At 66.8% G+C, this 18,610-nt stretch carries 19 protein-coding genes; 13 read left to right on the forward strand and 6 right to left on the reverse strand.

The features are described from left to right. Positions 1-12 precede the first annotated feature (12 nt). Positions 13-933, forward strand: coding sequence for an HNH endonuclease (locus KUV62_RS04645; RefSeq protein WP_261395317.1), 921 nt, complete (start codon positions 13-15; stop codon positions 931-933). A 116-nt stretch (positions 934-1,049) separates the two neighbouring features. Continuing rightward, positions 1,050-1,211, forward strand: coding sequence for a hypothetical protein (locus KUV62_RS04650; protein WP_222602516.1), 162 nt, complete (start codon positions 1,050-1,052; stop codon positions 1,209-1,211). Between the two features lie 177 nt (positions 1,212-1,388). Here KUV62_RS04650 and KUV62_RS04655 read toward each other — a convergent pair whose 3' ends face one another. Together KUV62_RS04655 and KUV62_RS04660 are read right to left on the reverse strand one after the other, a co-directional pair. Continuing rightward, a complete protein-coding gene (locus KUV62_RS04655) occupies positions 1,389-2,090 on the reverse strand; it encodes a response regulator transcription factor (protein WP_222602517.1) in 702 nt (233 codons plus the stop codon). Next, complete coding sequence (locus KUV62_RS04660; protein WP_222602518.1) at positions 2,087-3,967, reverse strand: PAS-domain containing protein; 1,881 nt, start codon at positions 3,965-3,967, stop codon at positions 2,087-2,089. Before KUV62_RS04660 ends, KUV62_RS04655 begins: the two co-directional genes overlap by 4 nt. A gap of 393 nt (positions 3,968-4,360) precedes the next feature. Here KUV62_RS04660 and KUV62_RS04665 point away from each other — a divergent pair, with 393 nt between their 5' ends. From KUV62_RS04665 to KUV62_RS04705, 9 genes are all read left to right on the forward strand, one after another. Continuing rightward, on the forward strand, positions 4,361-6,325 hold the full coding sequence (locus KUV62_RS04665) for an AMP-binding protein (RefSeq protein WP_222602962.1): 1,965 nt from the start codon (positions 4,361-4,363) through the stop codon (positions 6,323-6,325). An 88-nt stretch (positions 6,326-6,413) separates the two neighbouring features. Continuing rightward, positions 6,414-7,277 (forward strand): ABC transporter ATP-binding protein, encoded by an 864-nt coding sequence (locus tag KUV62_RS04670; RefSeq protein WP_222602963.1) that lies wholly within the window; start codon positions 6,414-6,416, stop codon positions 7,275-7,277. 13 nt (positions 7,278-7,290) lie between these two features. Beyond that, positions 7,291-8,244, forward strand: a complete 954-nt coding sequence (locus KUV62_RS04675) for a branched-chain amino acid ABC transporter permease (protein ID WP_222602519.1) — start codon at positions 7,291-7,293, stop codon at positions 8,242-8,244. A 235-nt stretch (positions 8,245-8,479) separates the two neighbouring features. Continuing rightward, positions 8,480-8,734, forward strand: a complete 255-nt coding sequence (locus KUV62_RS04680) for a hypothetical protein (protein WP_222602520.1) — start codon at positions 8,480-8,482, stop codon at positions 8,732-8,734. Between the two features lie 95 nt (positions 8,735-8,829). Further along, positions 8,830-9,906 (forward strand): branched-chain amino acid ABC transporter permease, encoded by a 1,077-nt coding sequence (locus tag KUV62_RS04685; RefSeq protein WP_222602521.1) that lies wholly within the window; start codon positions 8,830-8,832, stop codon positions 9,904-9,906. A gap of 49 nt (positions 9,907-9,955) precedes the next feature. After that, positions 9,956-11,248, forward strand: a complete 1,293-nt coding sequence (locus KUV62_RS04690; protein ID WP_222602522.1) for an ABC transporter substrate-binding protein — start codon at positions 9,956-9,958, stop codon at positions 11,246-11,248. A gap of 109 nt (positions 11,249-11,357) precedes the next feature. After that, on the forward strand, positions 11,358-12,182 hold the full coding sequence (locus KUV62_RS04695; RefSeq protein WP_222602523.1) for an ABC transporter ATP-binding protein: 825 nt from the start codon (positions 11,358-11,360) through the stop codon (positions 12,180-12,182). Positions 12,183-12,224: 42 nt separating this feature from the next. Continuing rightward, entirely contained in the window at positions 12,225-12,785 is a 561-nt protein-coding gene (gene thpR / locus KUV62_RS04700) for an RNA 2',3'-cyclic phosphodiesterase (protein WP_222602524.1), read from the forward strand. Positions 12,786-12,798: 13 nt separating this feature from the next. Next, positions 12,799-14,019 (forward strand): phenylacetate--CoA ligase family protein, encoded by a 1,221-nt coding sequence (locus KUV62_RS04705; RefSeq protein ID WP_222602525.1) that lies wholly within the window; start codon positions 12,799-12,801, stop codon positions 14,017-14,019. Positions 14,020-14,177: 158 nt separating this feature from the next. On the opposite strand, the gene arsC is transcribed toward KUV62_RS04705, so the two are convergent. Genes arsC through KUV62_RS04725 form a run of 4 tightly spaced genes read right to left on the reverse strand, consistent with a single transcriptional unit; the run spans position 14,178 to position 16,182 of the window. Then, positions 14,178-14,516 carry an arsenate reductase (glutaredoxin) gene (gene arsC / locus KUV62_RS04710; RefSeq protein WP_222602526.1) on the reverse strand — a complete coding sequence of 113 codons (339 nt, stop codon included), beginning with the start codon at positions 14,514-14,516 and terminating at the stop codon, positions 14,178-14,180. Continuing rightward, a complete protein-coding gene (locus KUV62_RS04715) occupies positions 14,513-15,571 on the reverse strand; it encodes a quinone-dependent dihydroorotate dehydrogenase (RefSeq protein ID WP_222602527.1) in 1,059 nt (352 codons plus the stop codon). The genes arsC and KUV62_RS04715 overlap by 4 nt, the downstream gene beginning before the upstream one ends. Then, positions 15,568-15,906 carry a DUF952 domain-containing protein gene (locus KUV62_RS04720; protein ID WP_222602528.1) on the reverse strand — a complete coding sequence of 113 codons (339 nt, stop codon included), beginning with the start codon at positions 15,904-15,906 and terminating at the stop codon, positions 15,568-15,570. Before KUV62_RS04720 ends, KUV62_RS04715 begins: the two co-directional genes overlap by 4 nt. A 57-nt stretch (positions 15,907-15,963) precedes the next feature. Continuing rightward, positions 15,964-16,182 carry a hypothetical protein gene (locus tag KUV62_RS04725; RefSeq protein ID WP_222602529.1) on the reverse strand — a complete coding sequence of 73 codons (219 nt, stop codon included), beginning with the start codon at positions 16,180-16,182 and terminating at the stop codon, positions 15,964-15,966. Positions 16,183-16,303: 121 nt separating this feature from the next. Here KUV62_RS04725 and KUV62_RS04730 point away from each other — a divergent pair, with 121 nt between their 5' ends. After that, on the forward strand, positions 16,304-16,903 hold the full coding sequence (locus tag KUV62_RS04730) for a TetR/AcrR family transcriptional regulator (RefSeq protein ID WP_222602530.1): 600 nt from the start codon (positions 16,304-16,306) through the stop codon (positions 16,901-16,903). 116 nt (positions 16,904-17,019) lie between these two features. Next, positions 17,020-18,579, forward strand: coding sequence for a bifunctional metallophosphatase/5'-nucleotidase (locus KUV62_RS04735; protein ID WP_222602531.1), 1,560 nt, complete (start codon positions 17,020-17,022; stop codon positions 18,577-18,579). Positions 18,580-18,610: the final 31 nt, after the last annotated feature.

Genomic DNA, 18,610 nt, shown 5'->3' on the forward strand with positions numbered 1-18,610 from the left:
CTGATGCATTGAATGAGCCGCATGGGAAAAGTAGTTCTCTTGCACCGATCAGACTCGATCTATGAAGATGAGCCCGACGTCAAATATGACTTCCCCAGATCATACCTGAAGACAATGACCCGGGCGATAGGTGACTGGGTCCTTTACTACGAGCCTGTAAAGGCTGGCGCGCGCGGGTATTTTGCGGTGGCCAAGGTTGAAAGGGTCATCCCGAAGCCAGGACAGGACGGTCGCTATCTCGCTTTAATTGAGAAAGGTAGCTTTTTGCCATTTGATGAGGATGTCCCTAGATTGATTGATGGGCGCCCATTAGAGGCGAGTTTGGCGGACGAGAATGGTTTTCCCAAGAAGGGAGGCGCGCAGCAGCTTGCCGTTCGAGATATTTCCGAGGGCGATTTTGCCCGAATCGTCGATTTGGGTTTGCCAGCGCAGCTCGAGGAAATCGAGGCGCAGCGTTATTCTCTTCATCCTGCGGAGATGGACGACGCTCAAACACCATTTCAAAGACCTGTCGTTGAGCGCCTGACCCGCCGTCCGTATCGCGACGTAGCGTTCCGTCGCAAGGTGCGTGAAGCCTATGGCTACCGCTGCGCGATCTCGGGGTTGCTCCTTCGGAACGGCGGCGGGAGACCGGAGGTCCAGGCCGCACATATTCGCCCCGTTGAAGAAGGCGGGAGTGACAGTGTGAGGAATGGTTTGGCGCTCTCCGGAACACTGCATTGGATGTTTGATCGTGGGCTGATTTCGATCGACCCTGAGGAACATCGCATTCTGGTTTCTCACAATAAAGTTCCGAGTGAAGTCGTGCAGCGTCTGATCCAACCTAGTCAAAGGCTGACACTTCCTGATGACCAAAAGAATTGGCCGCACCCGGAGAATCTCCGTTGGCATCGTGAGAATAGATTTGGGCAAAGCAGCTTTGGCGCTCCCTAGCGGCCGTTTGGGTAACTCAGAATAGGTCTAGGTGGCTTGCGCTAACCTTTGACTATGAGGGTTGTCGAGTTTCGGGTTCGCTGTGCTAGGCTGGAGAAGCGCGCAGGAGCGGAAGCATGGATTTGGTCAGTCTCGTCTATTACGCCATCATCTGCGGGCTGCTGTGCTGGGCCGGTCCGAGGATCGGCGGCCCGGTCCTGCGAGTGCTTGCAGGGGTGCTCGTGGGCGTGCTCGCAGCAGCGGTGCTGCCGGCGCTGAAGGCGGGGCTTGGGTTCTAAGGCGGCGCTTGGATTCTGATGGGGGTCACCTCTGCCCGCCACCACCTTCCCCGATATGCCCGGCATGCGAGCTGCAGGCGTCAGCGTCTCCGCGAAGCCCTCAGCCCGCCGTGAAAGAGGTCCCGGACCGGCGGCAAACCCGATGCTCCTGCGAGAGCCGTCTAACCTTCCCCGCGCTCACACCCATTCCACGTCGCCGAGGAAGATATACCCGGCGCCGTAGATCGTTTTGATCAGCCGCGGGTTTTTCGGATCCTCCCGCAGCTTGGTGCGCAGCCGCGAGATCCGCACGTCCATCGCCCGGTCAAAGCTCTCGCCCGCCGCGCCGCCGAGGCTCTCCTGCATCTGCGCCCGGGTGATCAGCCGCTTGGGGCTGTCGAGGAACAGCCGCAGCACCTCGCCCTCGGCGTGGGAAAACGGCGTCTCGCCACCGGCCTCGTCCTCCAGTGCGTAGCGGTCGAAATGTGCGGTCCAGCCGTTGAACCGCGCGCGCTCGCTCTGGCGCGGAGCGGCGCGCGGGCCGCGCAGCCGCGCCCGGATCCGCGCCACCACCTCGGCCGGATCGAAGGGCTTGATGATGTAGTCATCGGCCCCGAGCTCGAGCCCGGTCACCCGGTCCTGCACCTGCGCACGGCCGGAGATGATGATCACCGTCGCGCCCTGCTCCAGCGCCAGACGATGCACCAGCGTCAGCCCGTCGCGGTCGGGCAGGCCGAGATCGACGAGGCAGACATCCGGCGTCGCCCGCTTCAGCGCCGCCTCGAACTCGGTGGCGCGAGCGAAGCTCAGGGTGCGGAAGCCGGACTCGGTCAGCGCCTCCGACAGGATGGTGCGGATCGCCGGCTCGTCGTCGAGGATGAAGACCAGAGGCGCGCTCATGCGGCATCCCTCCGGTGGCCGAGAAAGGCGCGCAGCTCGTCTTCCGAAAACGGCTTGGCCAGCACCGGGGCCGCCTGCCGCGCCGCGACATGCAGCGGGTCGTCGGGCGGCAGCGAGGTCATCAGCCGCACCGGCAGGTCCGGCAGCAGCCCGGGCAGGGCGCTGCCTGGCAGCGCCCCCTCGAGCGAGATGTCCGACAGCACGAGATCGATCTCGAGCCCCTCGGCCAGCGCGCAGGCTTCCTCCACCGAGCTCGCCTCGACCACGCTGTGGCCGATCCCGGTGAGCATTTCGCGCACCTGCGCGCGCAGCTCGGGGCTGTCCTCGACCAGAAGCGCCAGCCCGGCCATCGGCTGCGTCTCGGGCCGGCGCAGCGGCAGCCGCAGGGTCACGCAGGCGCCGCGCGCGCCGTTGCCGAGCTTCACCTCGCCGCCCGCCAGCTTGACCATGTCATAGACCATCGCGAGCCCCAGCCCCGAGCCCTCGCCGCCCTTGGTGGTGAAGAACGGGTCGAGCCCGCGCGCCAGCGCCTCGCGGCTGAAGCCCGGGCCGGTATCGGAGACCGCAAGCTCGAGCCAGGTGTCCTGCACGGTGCGCGCGGTGACGAGGATCTCGCCGGCCCCGCCACAGGCATCGGCGGCGTTGAGAACGAGGTTCAGCGCCGCGTCCTGCAGCATCCCCGGATCGATCAGGAAGGCGCCTTCGGCCTCCTGCAGGATGCGCAGCGAAAGCGCCTCGGGCAGCGACGGTCGCGCCAGCGTTTCGAGACCGCGCAGGAAGCGCGCCAGCGCCACCGGCTCGGGCCGCCAGGCGCGGTGGCTGGTGATGTCGGCGATGCGGTTGAGCAGGTCGCCGCCGCGCCGCGCCGCCTGCAGGGTGGCGGTGATCAGTTCCTCGGCCTCGGCCCCCTCGACCAGGCGCGCAAGCTTGGCCTGCATGCCGAGGATGATGGTCAACAGGTTCGAGAAATCATGCGCCAGCCCCGAGGTCAGCTGCGCCGCCAGCTCGCGCCGCTTGGTCTGCTGCAGCGCTGCCCGTGCCTGGGTTTCCTCGGTGACGTCATGGCTCAGGATATAGACGCCGGCCTCACTCGGATCGGGGGTGAAAACTGCCCGGATGCGCCGCGACGAGCCCTCATCGGTGAACTCGAAGATGCTCTGCGCCCCGCCGAGCGCGCGCTCGAGATGCGGTCGCACCTTCTGGTAGGCCGGTCCCAGCGCTTCCGACACGTGCAGCCCGAGGATTTCCGACGGCCGCCCCGGCATCACCGACGACAGCCGCCGGTTGGAAAACGTGTAGCGCCCCGCCGCATCGACCCGCGCCAGGTGCGCCGGCATCATCTCGGTGGTGAGCCGGGTGCGGGCCTCGATCTCGGTGAGCTCGCGCCGCGCCTCCTGCAGGGCGGCGTTGGTGGCCTCCAGCTCGCGGTTGCTGGCGGAGACCTCCTCGGAGCGCCGCAGCACCTCCTCCGAGAGCAGCTCCGAGCGGGTGCGCAGGAGCTGCTCCTGCCGCTTCATCCCGGTGATGTCGGTATAGACCGTCACCCAGCCGCCCTGCGGCAGCGGCGAGCCCTCGACCGAGATGGTGCGCCCGTTGGCGCGGGTACGCTCCATGTAATGCGGCTCGAAGGCGCGGGCCTGCTGCACCCGCACCGCGATGAAGCCCTCGACATCCTCAACCTGGCCATACTCGCCGCGCTCGACGAGATGCCGGATGGTGTCCTCAAACCGAGCGCCTTCGTCGGTGAGCCGCTTCGGCAGATCGAACATCTCGGCAAAGCGGCGGTTGCACACCGCCAGCCGCAGCTCGCTGTCATAGATCGACAGCGCCTGCTGGATCAGGTTCAGCCCCGCCTGTGTCAGTGCATCCTTGCTCATGACGCCTCCCGCCTCCCGCGCTCATGGCTAGCACTCCCCGTCGCCCCGCAAAAGCCGAACCGACGCAACGTCCCCTCGCGAGGCGCCCCTGTCTTCTTTGGTTCAAAAATACCTCGGGGGTGAATGCGGCTCTGCCGCAGAGGGGGCAGCGCCCCCTGCGACCCTGTCCCCAGGTGCAACGCCGGGCAGGTTGTGCGACGCCACCGTCACATCTCTCTTCCCCACCTGTTACAATTCGTAAGATTCCGGAAATCATCACGAAATGATTGACCATCAGCCTCGCCCTGACCCTTAATGAGGCCAGGCGCGCGGGAGACGCGTCGGACTTCGCAAAGGCGGGGTCGACGCCCGGAAGAGGAGCCGGGCGCATTGGGAGGAAACAACTTGGCTTACATGTCCGAGGGCGCGGAAGGTCTGCGCTCGATTCCGGCTCTGTTGCAGCGCAACGCCACGCGGTTCGCGGGCCGTCCGGCCTATCGCGAGAAGGAGTTCGGCATCTGGCAGAGCTGGAGCTGGTCCGAGGCCGAGACCGAGATCGAGGCCTTCGCACTTGGCCTGCTCAATCTCGGCGTCGAGCGCGGCGACCATGTCGCGGTGATCGGCCGCAACCGGCCGACGCTCTATTGGTCGATGGTCGCGGCGCAGATGTGCGGCGCGGTGCCGGTGCCGCTCTATCAGGACGCGGCGGCGGAAGAGATGGAATACGCGCTCCAGCATTGCGGCGCCCGCTTCGTCATCGCTGCCGACCAGGAGCAGGTCGACAAGGTCATCGACATCCAGGACGACCTGCACCAGTTCGAGCACATGATCTATGTCGATCCGCGGGGCATGCGGAAATACGATCACCGACGGCTGCACGAATATTCGCACATCCAGAACCAGGGCCGCGCTGCCTATGACGAGTTCATCGGCGAGCTGACCGCGCGCCGCGAGAGCCTGGGCTACGACGACACCTGCGTGATGCTCTACACCTCGGGCACCACCGGCAAGCCAAAGGGCGTGGTGCTGTCGAACCGCAACATCATCGAGACCGCCAAGAACTCGGCCGAGTTCGACAAGCTGGGGCCGGGCGAGGAAGTGCTCGCCTACCTGCCGATGGCCTGGGTCGGCGATTTCATTTTCTCGATCGGGCAGGCCTACTGGACCGGCTTCTGCGTCAACTGCCCCGAGAGCGCCGAGACCATGATGACGGACCTCCGCGAGATCGCGCCGTCCTACTATTTCGCGCCGCCGCGGGTGTTCGAGACCCAGCTCACCCAGATCATGATCCGGATGGAAGACGCGGGTGGGATGAAGCGGAAGATGTTCCACCACTTCATGGCCCATGCCCGCGAGGTCGGGCCCAAGATCCTCGACGGCAAGCCCGTCGGGATGCTGGACCGGCTGAAATACGCGCTGGGCTCGGGGCTGGTCTACGGGCCGCTGAAGAACGCGCTGGGCTTTTCCAACGTGCGCGTGGGCTACACCGCCGGCGAGGCGATCGGGCCGGAGATCTTCGATTTCTACCGGGCGCTCGGCATCAACCTCAAGCAGCTCTACGGCCAGACCGAGGCCTCGGTCTTCATCACCCAGCAGCCCGACAACGAGGTGCGGCCCGACACCGTCGGCGTGCCCTCGCCCGGGGTCGAGATCCGCATCGCCGAGAATGGCGAGGTGTTCTACCGCTCGCCCGGCGTGTTCGTGGAATACTACAAGAACGCCGAGAGCACCGCCGACACCAAGGATCCCGAGGGCTGGGTCGCCACCGGCGATGCGGGCTTCTTCGAGGAGGGCACCGGCCACCTGCGCATCATCGACCGCGCCAAGGACGTGGGCAAGATGGCCGACGGCGCGCTCTTCGCGCCCAAGTATGTCGAGAACAAGCTCAAGTTCTTCCCCAACATCCTCGAGGCGGTGGTCTTCGGGGCGGGCAAGGACCGCTGCACCGCCTTCATCAACATCGACCTGACGGCGGTCGGCAACTGGGCCGAGCGCAACAACATCGCCTATGCCTCCTACCAGGAGCTGGCCGGGCACCCCCAGGTGCTCGAGACGATCCGGGGGCATGTCGAGGAGGTCAATGCCAGCGTCGCCGAGGACGAGATGCTCTCGGGCTGCCAGATCCACCGTTTCCTGGTGCTGCACAAGGAGCTCGACGCCGACGATGGCGAGCTGACCCGCACCCGCAAGGTGCGGCGCAAGATCATCGCCGAGAAGTTCCACGACCTGGTGACGGCGCTCTATGACGGCTCGGACAGCATCTACACCGAGACGGAAGTGACCTACGAGGACGGGCGCAAGGGCAAGATCAAGGCCACGCTCGCGATCATGGACGCGAAGACGGTGCCGGCGGCGCCGCGCGCGATGGCGGCGGAATGACCGGGACGGCTGGACGGCGCTCTTGCTGCGCAACTCGCCCCGCCCGCCATCCCGCTGACCGGCGCACCCGCCGAGAGGGGCTGGCATGATGGACGGGACCGAACAGACACACTGGACGAAGGACGAAAGGCAGGCGGCCGTGAAGGACAGCGAAGGCTACGTGACCGCGGACGGGCGGCAAATCGGCGGGGTGCTGATGGAGCTTCGCAACATCACCCTGCGCTTCGGCGGCGTGGTGGCGATCAAGGACATCTCCTTCGACATCCGCGAGGGCGAGATCCGGGCCATCATCGGCCCTAATGGCGCCGGCAAGTCGTCGATGCTCAACATCATCTCGGGCTTCTACACCCCCTCCGAGGGCGAGCTTTGGTACAAGGGCTCGAAGCGCCCGCCGATGAAGCCCTACGAGGTGGCGCGCATGGGCGTGGCCCGCACCTTCCAGAACATCGCGCTGTTCGAGGGCATGTCGGTGCTCGACAACGTGATGACCGGGCGGCTCACCCACATGAAGGCCGGCATCGCGAGCCAGGCGCTGTGGTGGGGCAAGGCCCGCGACGAGGAGATCGCCAACCGAGAGGTCGTCGAGAAGGTGATCGACTTCCTCGAGATCCAGTCGATCCGCAAGACGCCGGTCGGGCGCCTGCCCTACGGCCTGAAGAAGCGCGTCGAGCTGGCCCGCGCGCTGGCTGCCGAGCCCAGCATCCTGTTGCTCGACGAGCCGATGGCGGGGATGAATGTCGAGGAGAAGGAAGACATGTCGCGCTTCATCCTCGACGTGAATGACGAGTTCGGCACCACGATCTGCCTGATCGAGCACGACATGGGCGTGGTGATGGACCTGAGCGACCGGGTGGTCGTCATGGATTACGGCAAGAAGATCGGCGACGGCCCGCCCGACGAGGTGCGTCAGAACCAGGACGTGATCGACGCCTATCTCGGCGTGGCGCATTGAGGAACGGAAAGACATGCTGAACGACATCTTCATCAAGCCTTTCGTGGACATGTTCTCCGCGCCCGACTTCCTGCTGCAGGTGCTGTGGGAGGGGCTGGTCTCAGGCATCCTCTACGCGCTGATCGCGCTCGGCTTCGTGCTGATCTTCCGCTCGAGCCGGATCTTCAACTTCGCGCAGGGCATCATGGTGGTGTTCGCCGCGCTGACCCTCGTCGGGCTGCACGCGATGGGCGTGCCGGCGTGGATCTGCGTGCTGCTGACGCTGGCGGTGATGTTCGGCCTCGCGGTGACCATCGAGCGGGTGGTGCTGCGCCCGCTGGTGGGCCAGCCCGACATCATCCTGTTCATGGCCACCATCGGCATCACCCTGTTCCTGATCGGCCTCGGGGAGATCATCTTCGGCGGCGAGAACAAGGTGATGATCACCGAGGAGCTGGGCATCCCGACCGACAGCGTGGTGCTCGAGCCCTGGGGCGGTCTGCTGATCCTCGAGCAGAAGGACATCACCGCTGTCATTGTGGCGGCGCTGCTGGTCGTGGCGCTGCTGGCCTTCCTCAACAAGACCCGCATGGGCCGGGCGATCCGGGCGCTGGGCGACGATCACCAGGCGGCGCTCTCGGTGGGCATCTCGCTGCAGCAGATCTGGGTTCTGGTCTGGTTCATCGCCGGCATCATCGCGCTGGTCACGGGCATCGCCTGGGGCGCGCGGGCAGGCGTCAGCTTTGCCCTCGAGGTGATCGCCTACAAGGCGCTGCCGGTGCTGATGCTGGGTGGACTCGAATCGATCACCGGGGCCATCGTGGGTGGCCTGATGATCGGGATGCTCGAGAAGCTGTTCGAGATCTACTGGGGCCAGCCGCTGCTCGGTGGCAATACCGAGACCTGGTTCGCCTTCGTGCTCGCGCTGATCGTGCTGCTGTTCCGCCCGCAGGGGCTGTTCGGGGAACGCATCATCGAAAGGGTCTAGCGCCGGTCTGCGCCTCTGGTGCGGCAGAGCCTCCGGGGGAGGGTCTGAGGCGCCAAAGGGCGGAGCCCCGGCAAGCGGGGACCCCGGCCAGCCTTCGGGCAATGGACAGGTGAGAGGGGCGCGATGCGCGACTGGATCACCGCGAAAGGGTGGAGCCCCCTCGAAGGCTCCGAGGAGAAAGGTGGGTGGCGCCGGAAAGGAGAGCCGGCGGCACCGCTGAAAGGGAGAAGACGAGATGGCGAAGCTGATCGCGATCCTCAACGTCACAGCCTGGGCCGGCTTCTGGGCCTTCGGGTACCTGGCGCTCACCGCCGACAGCGGTGCCGGTGGGCAGATGGTCACCGCGGTGATCCTTGCCGCTATCGGCGGCGGGCTCGGGCTCTGGGCGTGGTTCTGGCTGGTGCGGCACACCGAGGCGACGGGCTATGCCCCGGCACCCAAGCGGGCCTATCCGGACGAGGATCTGCGGCTGCACGAAGGCAGTCTCTGACACCGCGACACGCGGCTCTGTAACGACGGATTTTGCGGCGGATCTTCCGACCGCACGGGGCCCCTGCGGCCTGACAACAAGGGAGAGGACCCGGGATGCTCTATCGCACGGCCGGACAATTCAAGACCAGCTACCAGGCCGATCAGGCGCTGTTTCCGGTGCGGCAGGACGCGTTTCTGCTCGCCGTCATCCTCGCCTTCGCCTGGGTGATCTTCCCGCTGATGGCGAGCGAGTTCGCCTACCAGACGCTGCTGATCCCGATCCTGATCTATTCGCTCGCCGCACTCGGCCTCAACATCCTCACCGGTTACGCCGGCCAGCTCTCGCTCGGCACCGCGGCCTTCATGGGCGTGGGCGCCTATGCCTGCTACAAGCTGGTGACGTTGATGCCGTGGCTGAACCCGGTGGTGGCGATCCTGTTCTCGGGCGTGTTCAGCGCCGGGGTGGGCGTGGCCTTCGGCATCCCCAGCCTGCGCATCAAGGGTTTCTACCTTGCCATCGCGACGCTGGCGGCGCAGTTCTTCCTGGTCTGGCTCTTCGAGAAATGGGGCTGGCTCTACAATTACAACGCCTCTGGCGCGATCCAGGTGCCAAACCTCGAGATGTTCGGCGTCTATGTTGCGGGCCCTCAGGCCTCGTCGGTGACCCAGTACTACGTTGTGCTCGCCATCGTCACGCTGATGACCCTTCTCTGCATCAACCTCACCCGCGGCAACTTGGGCCGGACGTGGAAGGCAACGCGCGACATGGACATCGCCGCCGAGCTCATCGGCATCAACCTGATGCGCTCGAAGCTCACCGCCTTCGCCGTGTCGTCCTACGTGGTGGGTGTCGCCGGCGCGCTCTTCGTCTTCATGTGGCGCGGCGCGGCAGAGCCCAACCTCTTCGACATCCCGCTGAGCTTCCGCATTCTGTTCATCGCCATCATCGGCGGCCTGGGTTCGGTGCTCGGCAACTACCTTGGCGCGATCCTGATCGTGGGTCTGCCGGTGGTGCTCAACACGCTGCCCGAGGCGCTGGGCATCCCGATCAGCTCGGCCACCGTCGAGCACCTCAACATCATGATCGTGGGCTCGCTCATCATCTTCTTCCTGATCATCGAACCGCATGGCCTTGCACGGCTCTGGGCGCTGATCCGGGAGAAGCTCATCATCTGGCCCTTCCCGCACTGACGGGCGGGCCGGCGCAAGATCATCGAATAAAAGGGAGGAGACTTTGACGATGAAGACTTTCACGAGGATCGCAGCGGTCGCGGCACTGGGCGCACTCATGGGCACCAGCGCGCTGGCCGAGGGGCTCTACACCCCGAACCTCGCCTACCGGACCGGCCCCTTCGCGGCCACCGGCATTCCGCTGATGAACGGTCAGGCCGATTACATGAACATGCTCAATGCCCGCGACGGCGGCATCGGCGGCGTCATGATCGACTTCGACGAATGCGAGACCGGCTATTCCACCGAGAAGGGCGTGGAGTGCTACGAGAAGACCAAGGGCAAGGCCATCGTGACCCAGCCGTGGTCGACCGGCATCACCCTGCAGGTGCTGCCCAAGTCCAACGTCGACGAGATCCCGATCCTCGCCCCGGGCTACGGCTTCTCGCCGATGGCCGACGGCAAGGTGTTCCAGTGGGCGTTCAACACCCCGCTGAGCTACTGGGATGGCGCTTCGATCATCCTCAAGTACCTGCAGGATCAGGGCGACCTGAGCGGCAAGAAGATCGCCTTCCTGCATCTCGACCACCCGTTCGGCAAGGAGCCGCTGCCCTATCTCGAGCAGAAGGCCGAGGCGCAGGGCTTTGAGCTGCTGCCGATCCCGGTCGGTCTCAAGGAGATGCAGAACCAGTCGGCGCAGTGGCTGCAGATCCGTCGCGAGCGCCCCGACTACGTCATCATGTGGGGCTGGGGCGCGATGAACGCGGGCGCCATCACCGAGGCGGTGAAGACCAAGTTTCCGATGGAGAATATGCTCGGCGTCTGGTGGTCGGGTCATGATGCCGACCTGAAGATCGTCGGCGACGCCGGCAAGGGCTACAAGTCGGTCAGCTGGTCGTTCCCGAACCCGGACGCGCCTGTGATGGCCGACATCAAGCAGCACGTCATCGACGCCGGCAAGAGCCAGTCGAACGAGGAAGAGATGCAGGGCGTCTTCTACTCGCGCGGTCTGGTGATCTCGGCGATCCTCGCCGAGGGCATCGCGGTGGCGCAGGAGCATACCGGAAAGGCCGAGATCTCGCCCGCCGATCTGCGCTGGGGCCTCGAGAACCTCAACTTCACCGAAGCGCGCCTCGAAGAGCTCGGCATGACCGGAATGGTGCCGCCGTTCTCGACCTCCTGCTCGAACCACACCGGCCATTCCGGTGGCTGGATCCTCGAGTGGGACGGCGCGAAGTTCGTCAAGGCGTCCGACCTGATCATGCCCGACAGCGAGGCGATCTCGGAGCTCGAGATGGCCAAGGCCAAGGAATACGCCGAGGCCAACGCGCCGTGGCCGGTCAACGAAGACTGCGAGATGTGATCCGCACTCGTCCGGCGGCGGCCTTCCGCTGCCGCCGGACGCACCGATACCGACCCGTCAGGCGGCGGCACGCTCGCCGCCTGACACACCGACACTGGAGAAACATGACATGCTGGACGCCGGTCAGACGCGCGAGACCCTGCTCGAGGTCAACAACATCGAGGTGATCTACAACCACGTGATCCTCGTGCTGAAGGGGGTGTCGCTCTCGGTGCCCAAGGGCGGCATCACGGCGCTGCTCGGCGGCAACGGGGCGGGCAAGACCACAACGCTCAAGGCGATCTCGAACCTGCTGCATTCCGAGCGCGGCGAGGTCACCAAGGGCACGATCAGCTACCGCGGCGAGCGGGTGCAGGATCTCGATCCGGCGGCGCTGGTGAAGAAAGGCGTCATCCAGGTGATGGAGGGGCGGCACTGTTTCGAGCACCTCACCGTCGAGGAAAACCTGATGACCGGCGCCTTCACCCGCAAGGACGGCAAGGGCGCGGTCGAGGCCGACCTGCAGATGGTCTACGACTACTTTCCGCGCCTAAAGGAGCGCCGCAAGTCGCAGGCGGGCTATACCTCGGGCGGCGAGCAGCAGATGTGCGCCATCGGGCGGGCTCTGATGTCGCGCCCCGAGACCATCCTGCTCGACGAGCCGTCGATGGGCCTTGCGCCGCAGCTGGTGGAGCAGATCTTCGGCATCGTGAAGGCGGTCAACGAGGGCGAGGGCGTGTCGTTCCTGCTGGCCGAACAGAACACCAACGTGGCGCTGCGCTTCGCCCATTACGGCTACATCCTCGAGAACGGCCGCGTGGTGATGGACGGCCCCGCCGCCGACCTGCGCGAGAACCCGGATGTGAAGGAATTCTATCTCGGCATGTCCGACGAGGGCCGCAAGTCGTTCCGCGACGTGCGCTCCTACCGCCGCCGCAAGCGGTGGCTGGCATGATCCGCGCCCGGCGCGGCTGAGACATCACGAAGAGGGAGGGAGATGCGGTGCTTTCTGGCCCTGCCGATCCCGGAGCCGCTCCTGCCGCCGCTGATCGCGGTGCAGGAGGCGGTGCCGGTCGGCCGCGCAGTGCCGGAGGAGAACCTGCACCTGACGCTCGCCTTCCTCGGCGACCGGCCCGAGGCCGAGTTGCGCGAGCTGCACTTCGCGCTCGAGGTTCGGGCGCTGCCGGCGGTGACGCTGGCGCTGGCGGGGCTGGCAAGTTTCGGCGGGCGGCGGATCAAGCTGCTGGCCGCCGAGGTGAGCAAGACGTCCGAGCTCGTCGCCTTGCAGCGCGAGGCGCTGCGGGCGGTGACGGCGGCGGGAATGGCGCTCCCGCGGGAGCGCTTTCGCCCGCACGTGACGCTCTTGCGCTTCGGCGCGGGGCTGCGCGAGGCGGACCGGCCGCGGTTCGAGGCGGCGCTGGCGCCGCTGGCGGGGCTGAACACGGCGCCCGAGCCGGTCGCGGAGATGCGGCTGGTGGGGTCGACACTGACGCCCGAGGGGGCGGTTTACGAGACGCTGGCGGTCTATCCGCTGGCGACGGGATCCGGGACGGGATGAGAGGGAGGCTCGGATGAGCAGCTACTACGACGAACTCGAGACGCGCAGCGCGGAGGCGCGCGCCGCGGCGCTGGCCGAGGCGCTGCCGGAGCAGATCGCCCGCGCCAAGGCGCTGCCGGGCTATGCCGAGGCGCTGGCCGGGGTCGACCCGGGCGCGATCACCGACCGGGAGGCGCTGGCCAGGCTGCCGGTGCTGCGCAAGTCGGCGTTGGTCTCGGCGCAGGGGCCGGGGGCGCCGCTCGGCGGCTACGCCGCCAGGCCGGTGCACGGCTTTGCCCATGTCTTCCAGTCGCCGGGTCCGATCTACGAGCCGGGCGGCATCGAGCACGATTGGTGGCGGCTGGGGCGCTTCCTGCATGCCTGCGGCATCGGGCAGGGCGACATCGTGCAGAACTGCTTCGGCTATCACCTGACCCCGGCGGGGATGATCTTCGAGAACGGCGCCCGCGCGGTGGGGGCTGCGGTGCTGCCCGCCGGCACCGGCCAGACCGAGCTGCAGGCCCGCGCCGCGCATGATCTCGGCGTCACCGCCTATGCCGGCACGCCCGATTACCTCAAGCTGATCCTCGAGAAGGCGGACGAGATGGGGCTGGAGCTCGGGATCACCCGGGCGGCTGTCTCGGGCGGGGCGCTGTTCCCGTCGCTGCGCGCCTGGTACGCCGAGCGCGGCATCGCCTGCCGGCAATGCTACGCGACGGCGGATCTCGGCATGGTGGCCTATGAGAGCGAGTCGATGGAGGGGATGATCTGCGACGAGCGGGTGATCGTCGAGATCGTCACGCCGGGCACCGGCGATCCGGTGGCGTCGGGCGAGGTTGGCGAGGTCGTGGTGACCACGCTCAACCCCGACTACCCGCTGATCCGCTTCGCCACCGGCGATCTCTCCGCGGTGCTCGAGGGCGAGAGTCCCTGCGGGCGCAGCAACCTGCGGATCAAGGGCTGGATGGGCCGCGCCGACCAGACCACCAAGATCAAGGGCATGTTCGTACGCCCCGAGCAGGTGGCGGCGCTGGTGGCGCGCCACGCCGAGATCGACCGGGCGCGGGTGGTGGCCAGCCGCGAGGGCGAGATGGACGTGCTCACGGTGCGCATCGAGACCACCGCCGCGGACCCGGCGGCCTACGCCGGCACCGTCGCGGAGGTGCTGAAGCTCAAGGGCACGGTGGAGCTGGTGCCGCCGGGCGGACTGCCGCGCGACGGCGTGGTGATCGAGGACGCGCGGGTCTACGACTGAGGGGGGCTGGGGCGTGACGTTTGTGTTGCGTTGCTGTCCCGGCGGGGCACCTGGTGGAAAGACCGTGAGGGGGCTGTCTGCCCCCTCTTGGCGCGATGCGCCAATTCACCCCCGAAGGTATTTTTGAACCAGAGAAGACGGGAGCGTCTTGTTCGCGGTCAGAGAAGGTCGAGCACCCTTTCCGGGGGGCGGCCGAGGATGGCGCGGGGGCCTTCGATGGCGAGGGGGCGTTCGATGAGCCGGGGCTCGGCAGCCATGGCGCGCAGCAGGGTGTCGTCGTCGGCGTCCTTGCTCAGGCCCATCTCGCGGAAGGCGGGCTCCTTGCTGCGCATCATCTCGATGGCCGGCAGGTCTAGCGCGGTTTGCGCCGCCTTGAGCTCCTCGTAGGAAGGCGCGTCCTCGAGATACTTGCGGATCTCCGGCGAGACGCCCTTGGCCTCGAGCAGCGCCAGCGCCTCGCGGGATTTCGAGCAGCGCGGGTTGTGCCAGAGGATCACAGCCAATCCTCCCGGCCGGTGCCCACAGCCTCGGCGACCGTCGAAAAGCCGTCGCGGGCGAGCAGCGCGTCGAGGCCCTCGACGATCTCGGGGACCAGGCTCATGCCGCCGAAGACCAGCGCGGTGTAGACCTGCAGCGCCGAGGCGCCGGCGCGGATCTTGGCATAGGCCTGCTCGGCGCTGCCCACGCCGCCGACGCCGATCAGCGGCAGGCGGCCCTCGGTCAGCTGCGACAGCCGCGCCAGAACGCGGGTGGATCTGTCGAACAAGGGCTGGCCCGAGAGCCCGCCCGCCTGCGCCGCGAAGGGCGAGTTGAGCCCGTCGCGCGAGAGCGTGGTGTTGGTGGCGATGATGCCGTCGATGCCGGAGGCCAGCGCCACCTCGGCCACGTCCTCGAGCCCGGCGGCGTCGAGATCGGGGGCGATCTTGAGGAAGACCGGGATCGGCTTTGCCAGTTCGTCGCGCGCCGCAAGCACCCCGGCAAGCAGCGCCGAGAGCGCGTCCTTACCCTGCAGGTCGCGCAGCTTCTCGGTGTTGGGCGAGCTCACGTTGACCGTGGCAAAATCGAGATCCTTGCCGCAGCGCGCCAGCACCTGCGCGAAATCTGCCGCGCGGTCGGCGCTGTCCTTGTTGGCGCCGAGATTGAGCCCCAGCACCATGTCGCGCGGGCGATGCGCCAACCGGCCGGCAATGGCGTCCATGCCGTCATTGTTGAAGCCGAAGCGGTTGATCGCCGCCTGCTCCTGCATCAGCCGGAACAGCCGCGGCTTGGGGTTGCCGGGTTGCGGGCGCGGCGTGGCGGCACCGACCTCGACAAAGCCGAAGCCGGATTTCGCCAGCCCGGAAAGCGCCTCGGCATTCTTGTCGAAGCCGGCGGCAAGCCCCACCGGGTTGGCGAGATCCAGCCCGGCGACCCGGCAGCGCAGCCGTTCGGAGGTCAGCGTGCCGGGGGCAGGGGCGAGGCCCATCTTCAGCGCCATCATGGCGAGGCCATGGGCGGCCTCCGGGTCGATGCGGTGCAGCACCGCGAGGCCGGCGCGTTCGATCAGGCTCATGTCATGTCATCCGGAAACACGTGGCCGCCGAGGCCGAGCTGAAGCGGGCGCGACCAGCGCACATCCTCGAGCCTCAGCGGGCCATAGAGATGCGGGAACAGCGCCCCGCCGCGGGAGGGCTCCCACGTCAATGCGTCGCCGAGCGTCTCGGCCTCGAGGGCGAGAAGATACAGCCCCTCCTCTCCGGCGAAGTGCTTGGACGCGGTCTCGCGCACCTGCTCGAGGGTCGAGAAATGGATATAGCCGTCGGCCACGTCCACCGGGGCTCCGGCGGTCTCGGCTTCGGCCTGCAGCGCGGCCCATTCCCCGGACCTCAGAATTTTATAGATCAGCATGATCTCCAGATGACCGGGAACGCCGCGCCGGTCAATCCCCGGCGGGCGTGCAGGCCGTTACAGCCAGCGTCCGCAATGGCGGTGGATGCGCGGGATGATCACCCAGATCATCGTGGCGACGATGATCGGCACCATCACCAGATTGCGCTGCCAGATCTCCCAGCCGACGGTAAGCGGGGCAAGGGCGTAGATCAGCGCGGTGACCAGCGGGTAGACGCCGAGAAAGACGAAGATGGCGAGCCGGGCGCGAGAGGGCGGGCGGGGAGCTGTGGTCATGCGCGATTCCCTTGAGGATGCGAGGAGAGGATAAATAGAAACGGAACGTATCGTTTCTATAGGGGCTGGCCCCGGCGCCTGTAAAGAGGTAAGACCGAAAAAAACACCGGACCCGTTCTCGATGACCGAAAGACGAGCTTCCATCGGCGCCCGCCGCAATCCCGAGACCGAGGCTGCGGTGCTCGACGCCGCCGTGGCGATCGTCGAGGAGAAGGGCATTTCCGGGCTCAGCATGGAGGCGGTGGCGCGCCGCGCCCGTGCCGGCAAGGCCACGCTCTACCGCTGGTGGCCGACCCGGGGCGCGCTTCTGATGGCGGTCTACCAGCGCCAGAAGCGCATCGCGGGCTATCCCGATACCGGCACGCTCGAGGGCGATGTGGCGGGCTTCCTCGACACGCTCTTCAGCCATTGGAGCCGCCCCGAGGGGCGCCTCTTCCGGCATATCATCGCCGCGGCGCAGGGCGACGCCGACGTCGCCGAGGCGCTCGAGGCCTACCGGCAGGATCGGCTCGCCAGCCTGTCCGAGCTCTTCGAGCGGGCCCGGGCCCGCGGCGAGCTCTCAGCGGCGGTGCCGTCGGGCGACATGGCGCGCGCGGTCATGGCGATGGCCTGGCTGCACTTGCTGGTCGACCGTCTCGATGCCGATACCGCCGGTATGGCGCGCGCGCTGGTGCGCGGCTGGACCGTCTCACGGGGCGCCGGCGAGGCGCGCCCGCAATAGGCGCTGCGCAGGCGCCGGGGCGGGCGGGCGCTACGTAAGGTGAAGCCGTGCTTTGACTTGCTCGCGGAAGCGTTGCAACAATCCGGTCATAAAACGCCCACAGAGAGGTTTCTCCGATGAATTTCCGCCTGCTGACCAGTGCCGCCGCGCTTGCCCTCACCGCCGGTGCTGCGAGCGCCGAGTATTCGCTGACCATTCTTCACACCAACGATTTCCATTCCCGCTTCGAGCCGATCAGCAAGTACGATTCGACCTGCGGCGAAGAAGACAACGCCGCCGGCGAGTGCTTCGGCGGCTCCGCCCGCCTGGTGACGGCGCTCGAGGAGGCCAAGTCCCGGCTCGACAACTACCTGCTGGTGGATGGCGGCGACCAGTTCCAGGGCACGCTGTTCTACACCTATTACAAGGGCAAGCTCGCCGCCGAGATGATGAACAAGATGGGCTACGACGCGATGACCGTGGGCAACCACGAATTCGACGACGGCCCCGAGGTGCTGCGCGGCTTCGTCGATTCCGTCGAGTTCCCGGTGCTGATGTCGAACGCCGATGTCTCCGGCGAGCCGCTGCTGGCCGACGCGATCATGAAATCGACCATCATCGAGAAGAACGGCGAGAAGATCGGCCTGATCGGCCTCACCCCGCAGGACACCGACGAGCTCGCCTCGCCGGGCCCGAACGTGATCTTCACGCCCCCCGCCGACGCGGTGCAGGGCGAGGTCGACAAGCTGACCGAAGAGGGCGTGAACAAGATCATCGTGCTGTCGCACTCGGGCTACAAGGTCGATCTCTCCGTCGCCGAGAACACCACCGGCGTGGACGTGATCGTCGGCGGCCACTCCAACACCCTGCTGGGCGAGATGGACGGTGCCGAGGGCCCCTATCCGACCATGGTGGGCGACACCGCGATCGTCTCGGCCTATGCCTATGGCAAGTTTCTCGGCGAGCTCAACGTCACCTTCGACGATGACGGCAATGTCACGGCGGCCTCCGGCGCGCCACTGATCATGGATGCCAGCGTCACCGAGGACGAGGGCACCAAGGCGCGCATCGCCGAGGCCGCGGCCCCGCTCGACGAGATCCGCAACGAGGTGGTGGCAGAGGCCGCCGAGGAGATCGTCGGCGCCCGCGATGTCTGCCGCGCGATGGAGTGCTCGATGGGCAACCTGGTGGCCGATGCCATGCTCGACCGGGTCAAGGACCAGGGCATCCAGATCGCCATCGCCAACAGCGGCGGCCTGCGCGCCTCGATCGATTCCGGCGAGGTGACCATGGGCGAGGTGCTGACGGTGCTGCCGTTCCAGAACACGCTCTCGACCTTCCAGATCACCGGCGCGACGCTGGTGGAGGCGCTGGAGAACGGCGTCAGCCAGATGGAGGAGGGTGCTGGCCGCTTCCCGCAGGTCGCGGGCATGTCCTTCACCGTCGATCCCTCGGCCGAGCCGGGCAGCCGGATCTCCGAGGTCATGGTCGGCGGCGCGCCGGTCGATCCCGAGGCCACCTATGGCGCGGTGTCGAACAACTACGTCCGCAATGGCGGCGACGGCTACAAGATGTTCGTCAACGCCGAGAACGCCTATGATTTCGGTCCTGACCTGGCGGATGTGACGGCGGAATACCTGGCCGCCAACGCGCCCTACGCGCCCTATACCGACGGCCGCATCACCGTCATGGAATAATCCGCCTCACGCGGATCACGCCACGGGGCGC

The sequence above is a fragment of the Salipiger bermudensis genome (assembly GCF_019801965.1).
Taxonomy (GTDB): domain Bacteria; phylum Pseudomonadota; class Alphaproteobacteria; order Rhodobacterales; family Rhodobacteraceae; genus Salipiger; species Salipiger bermudensis_A.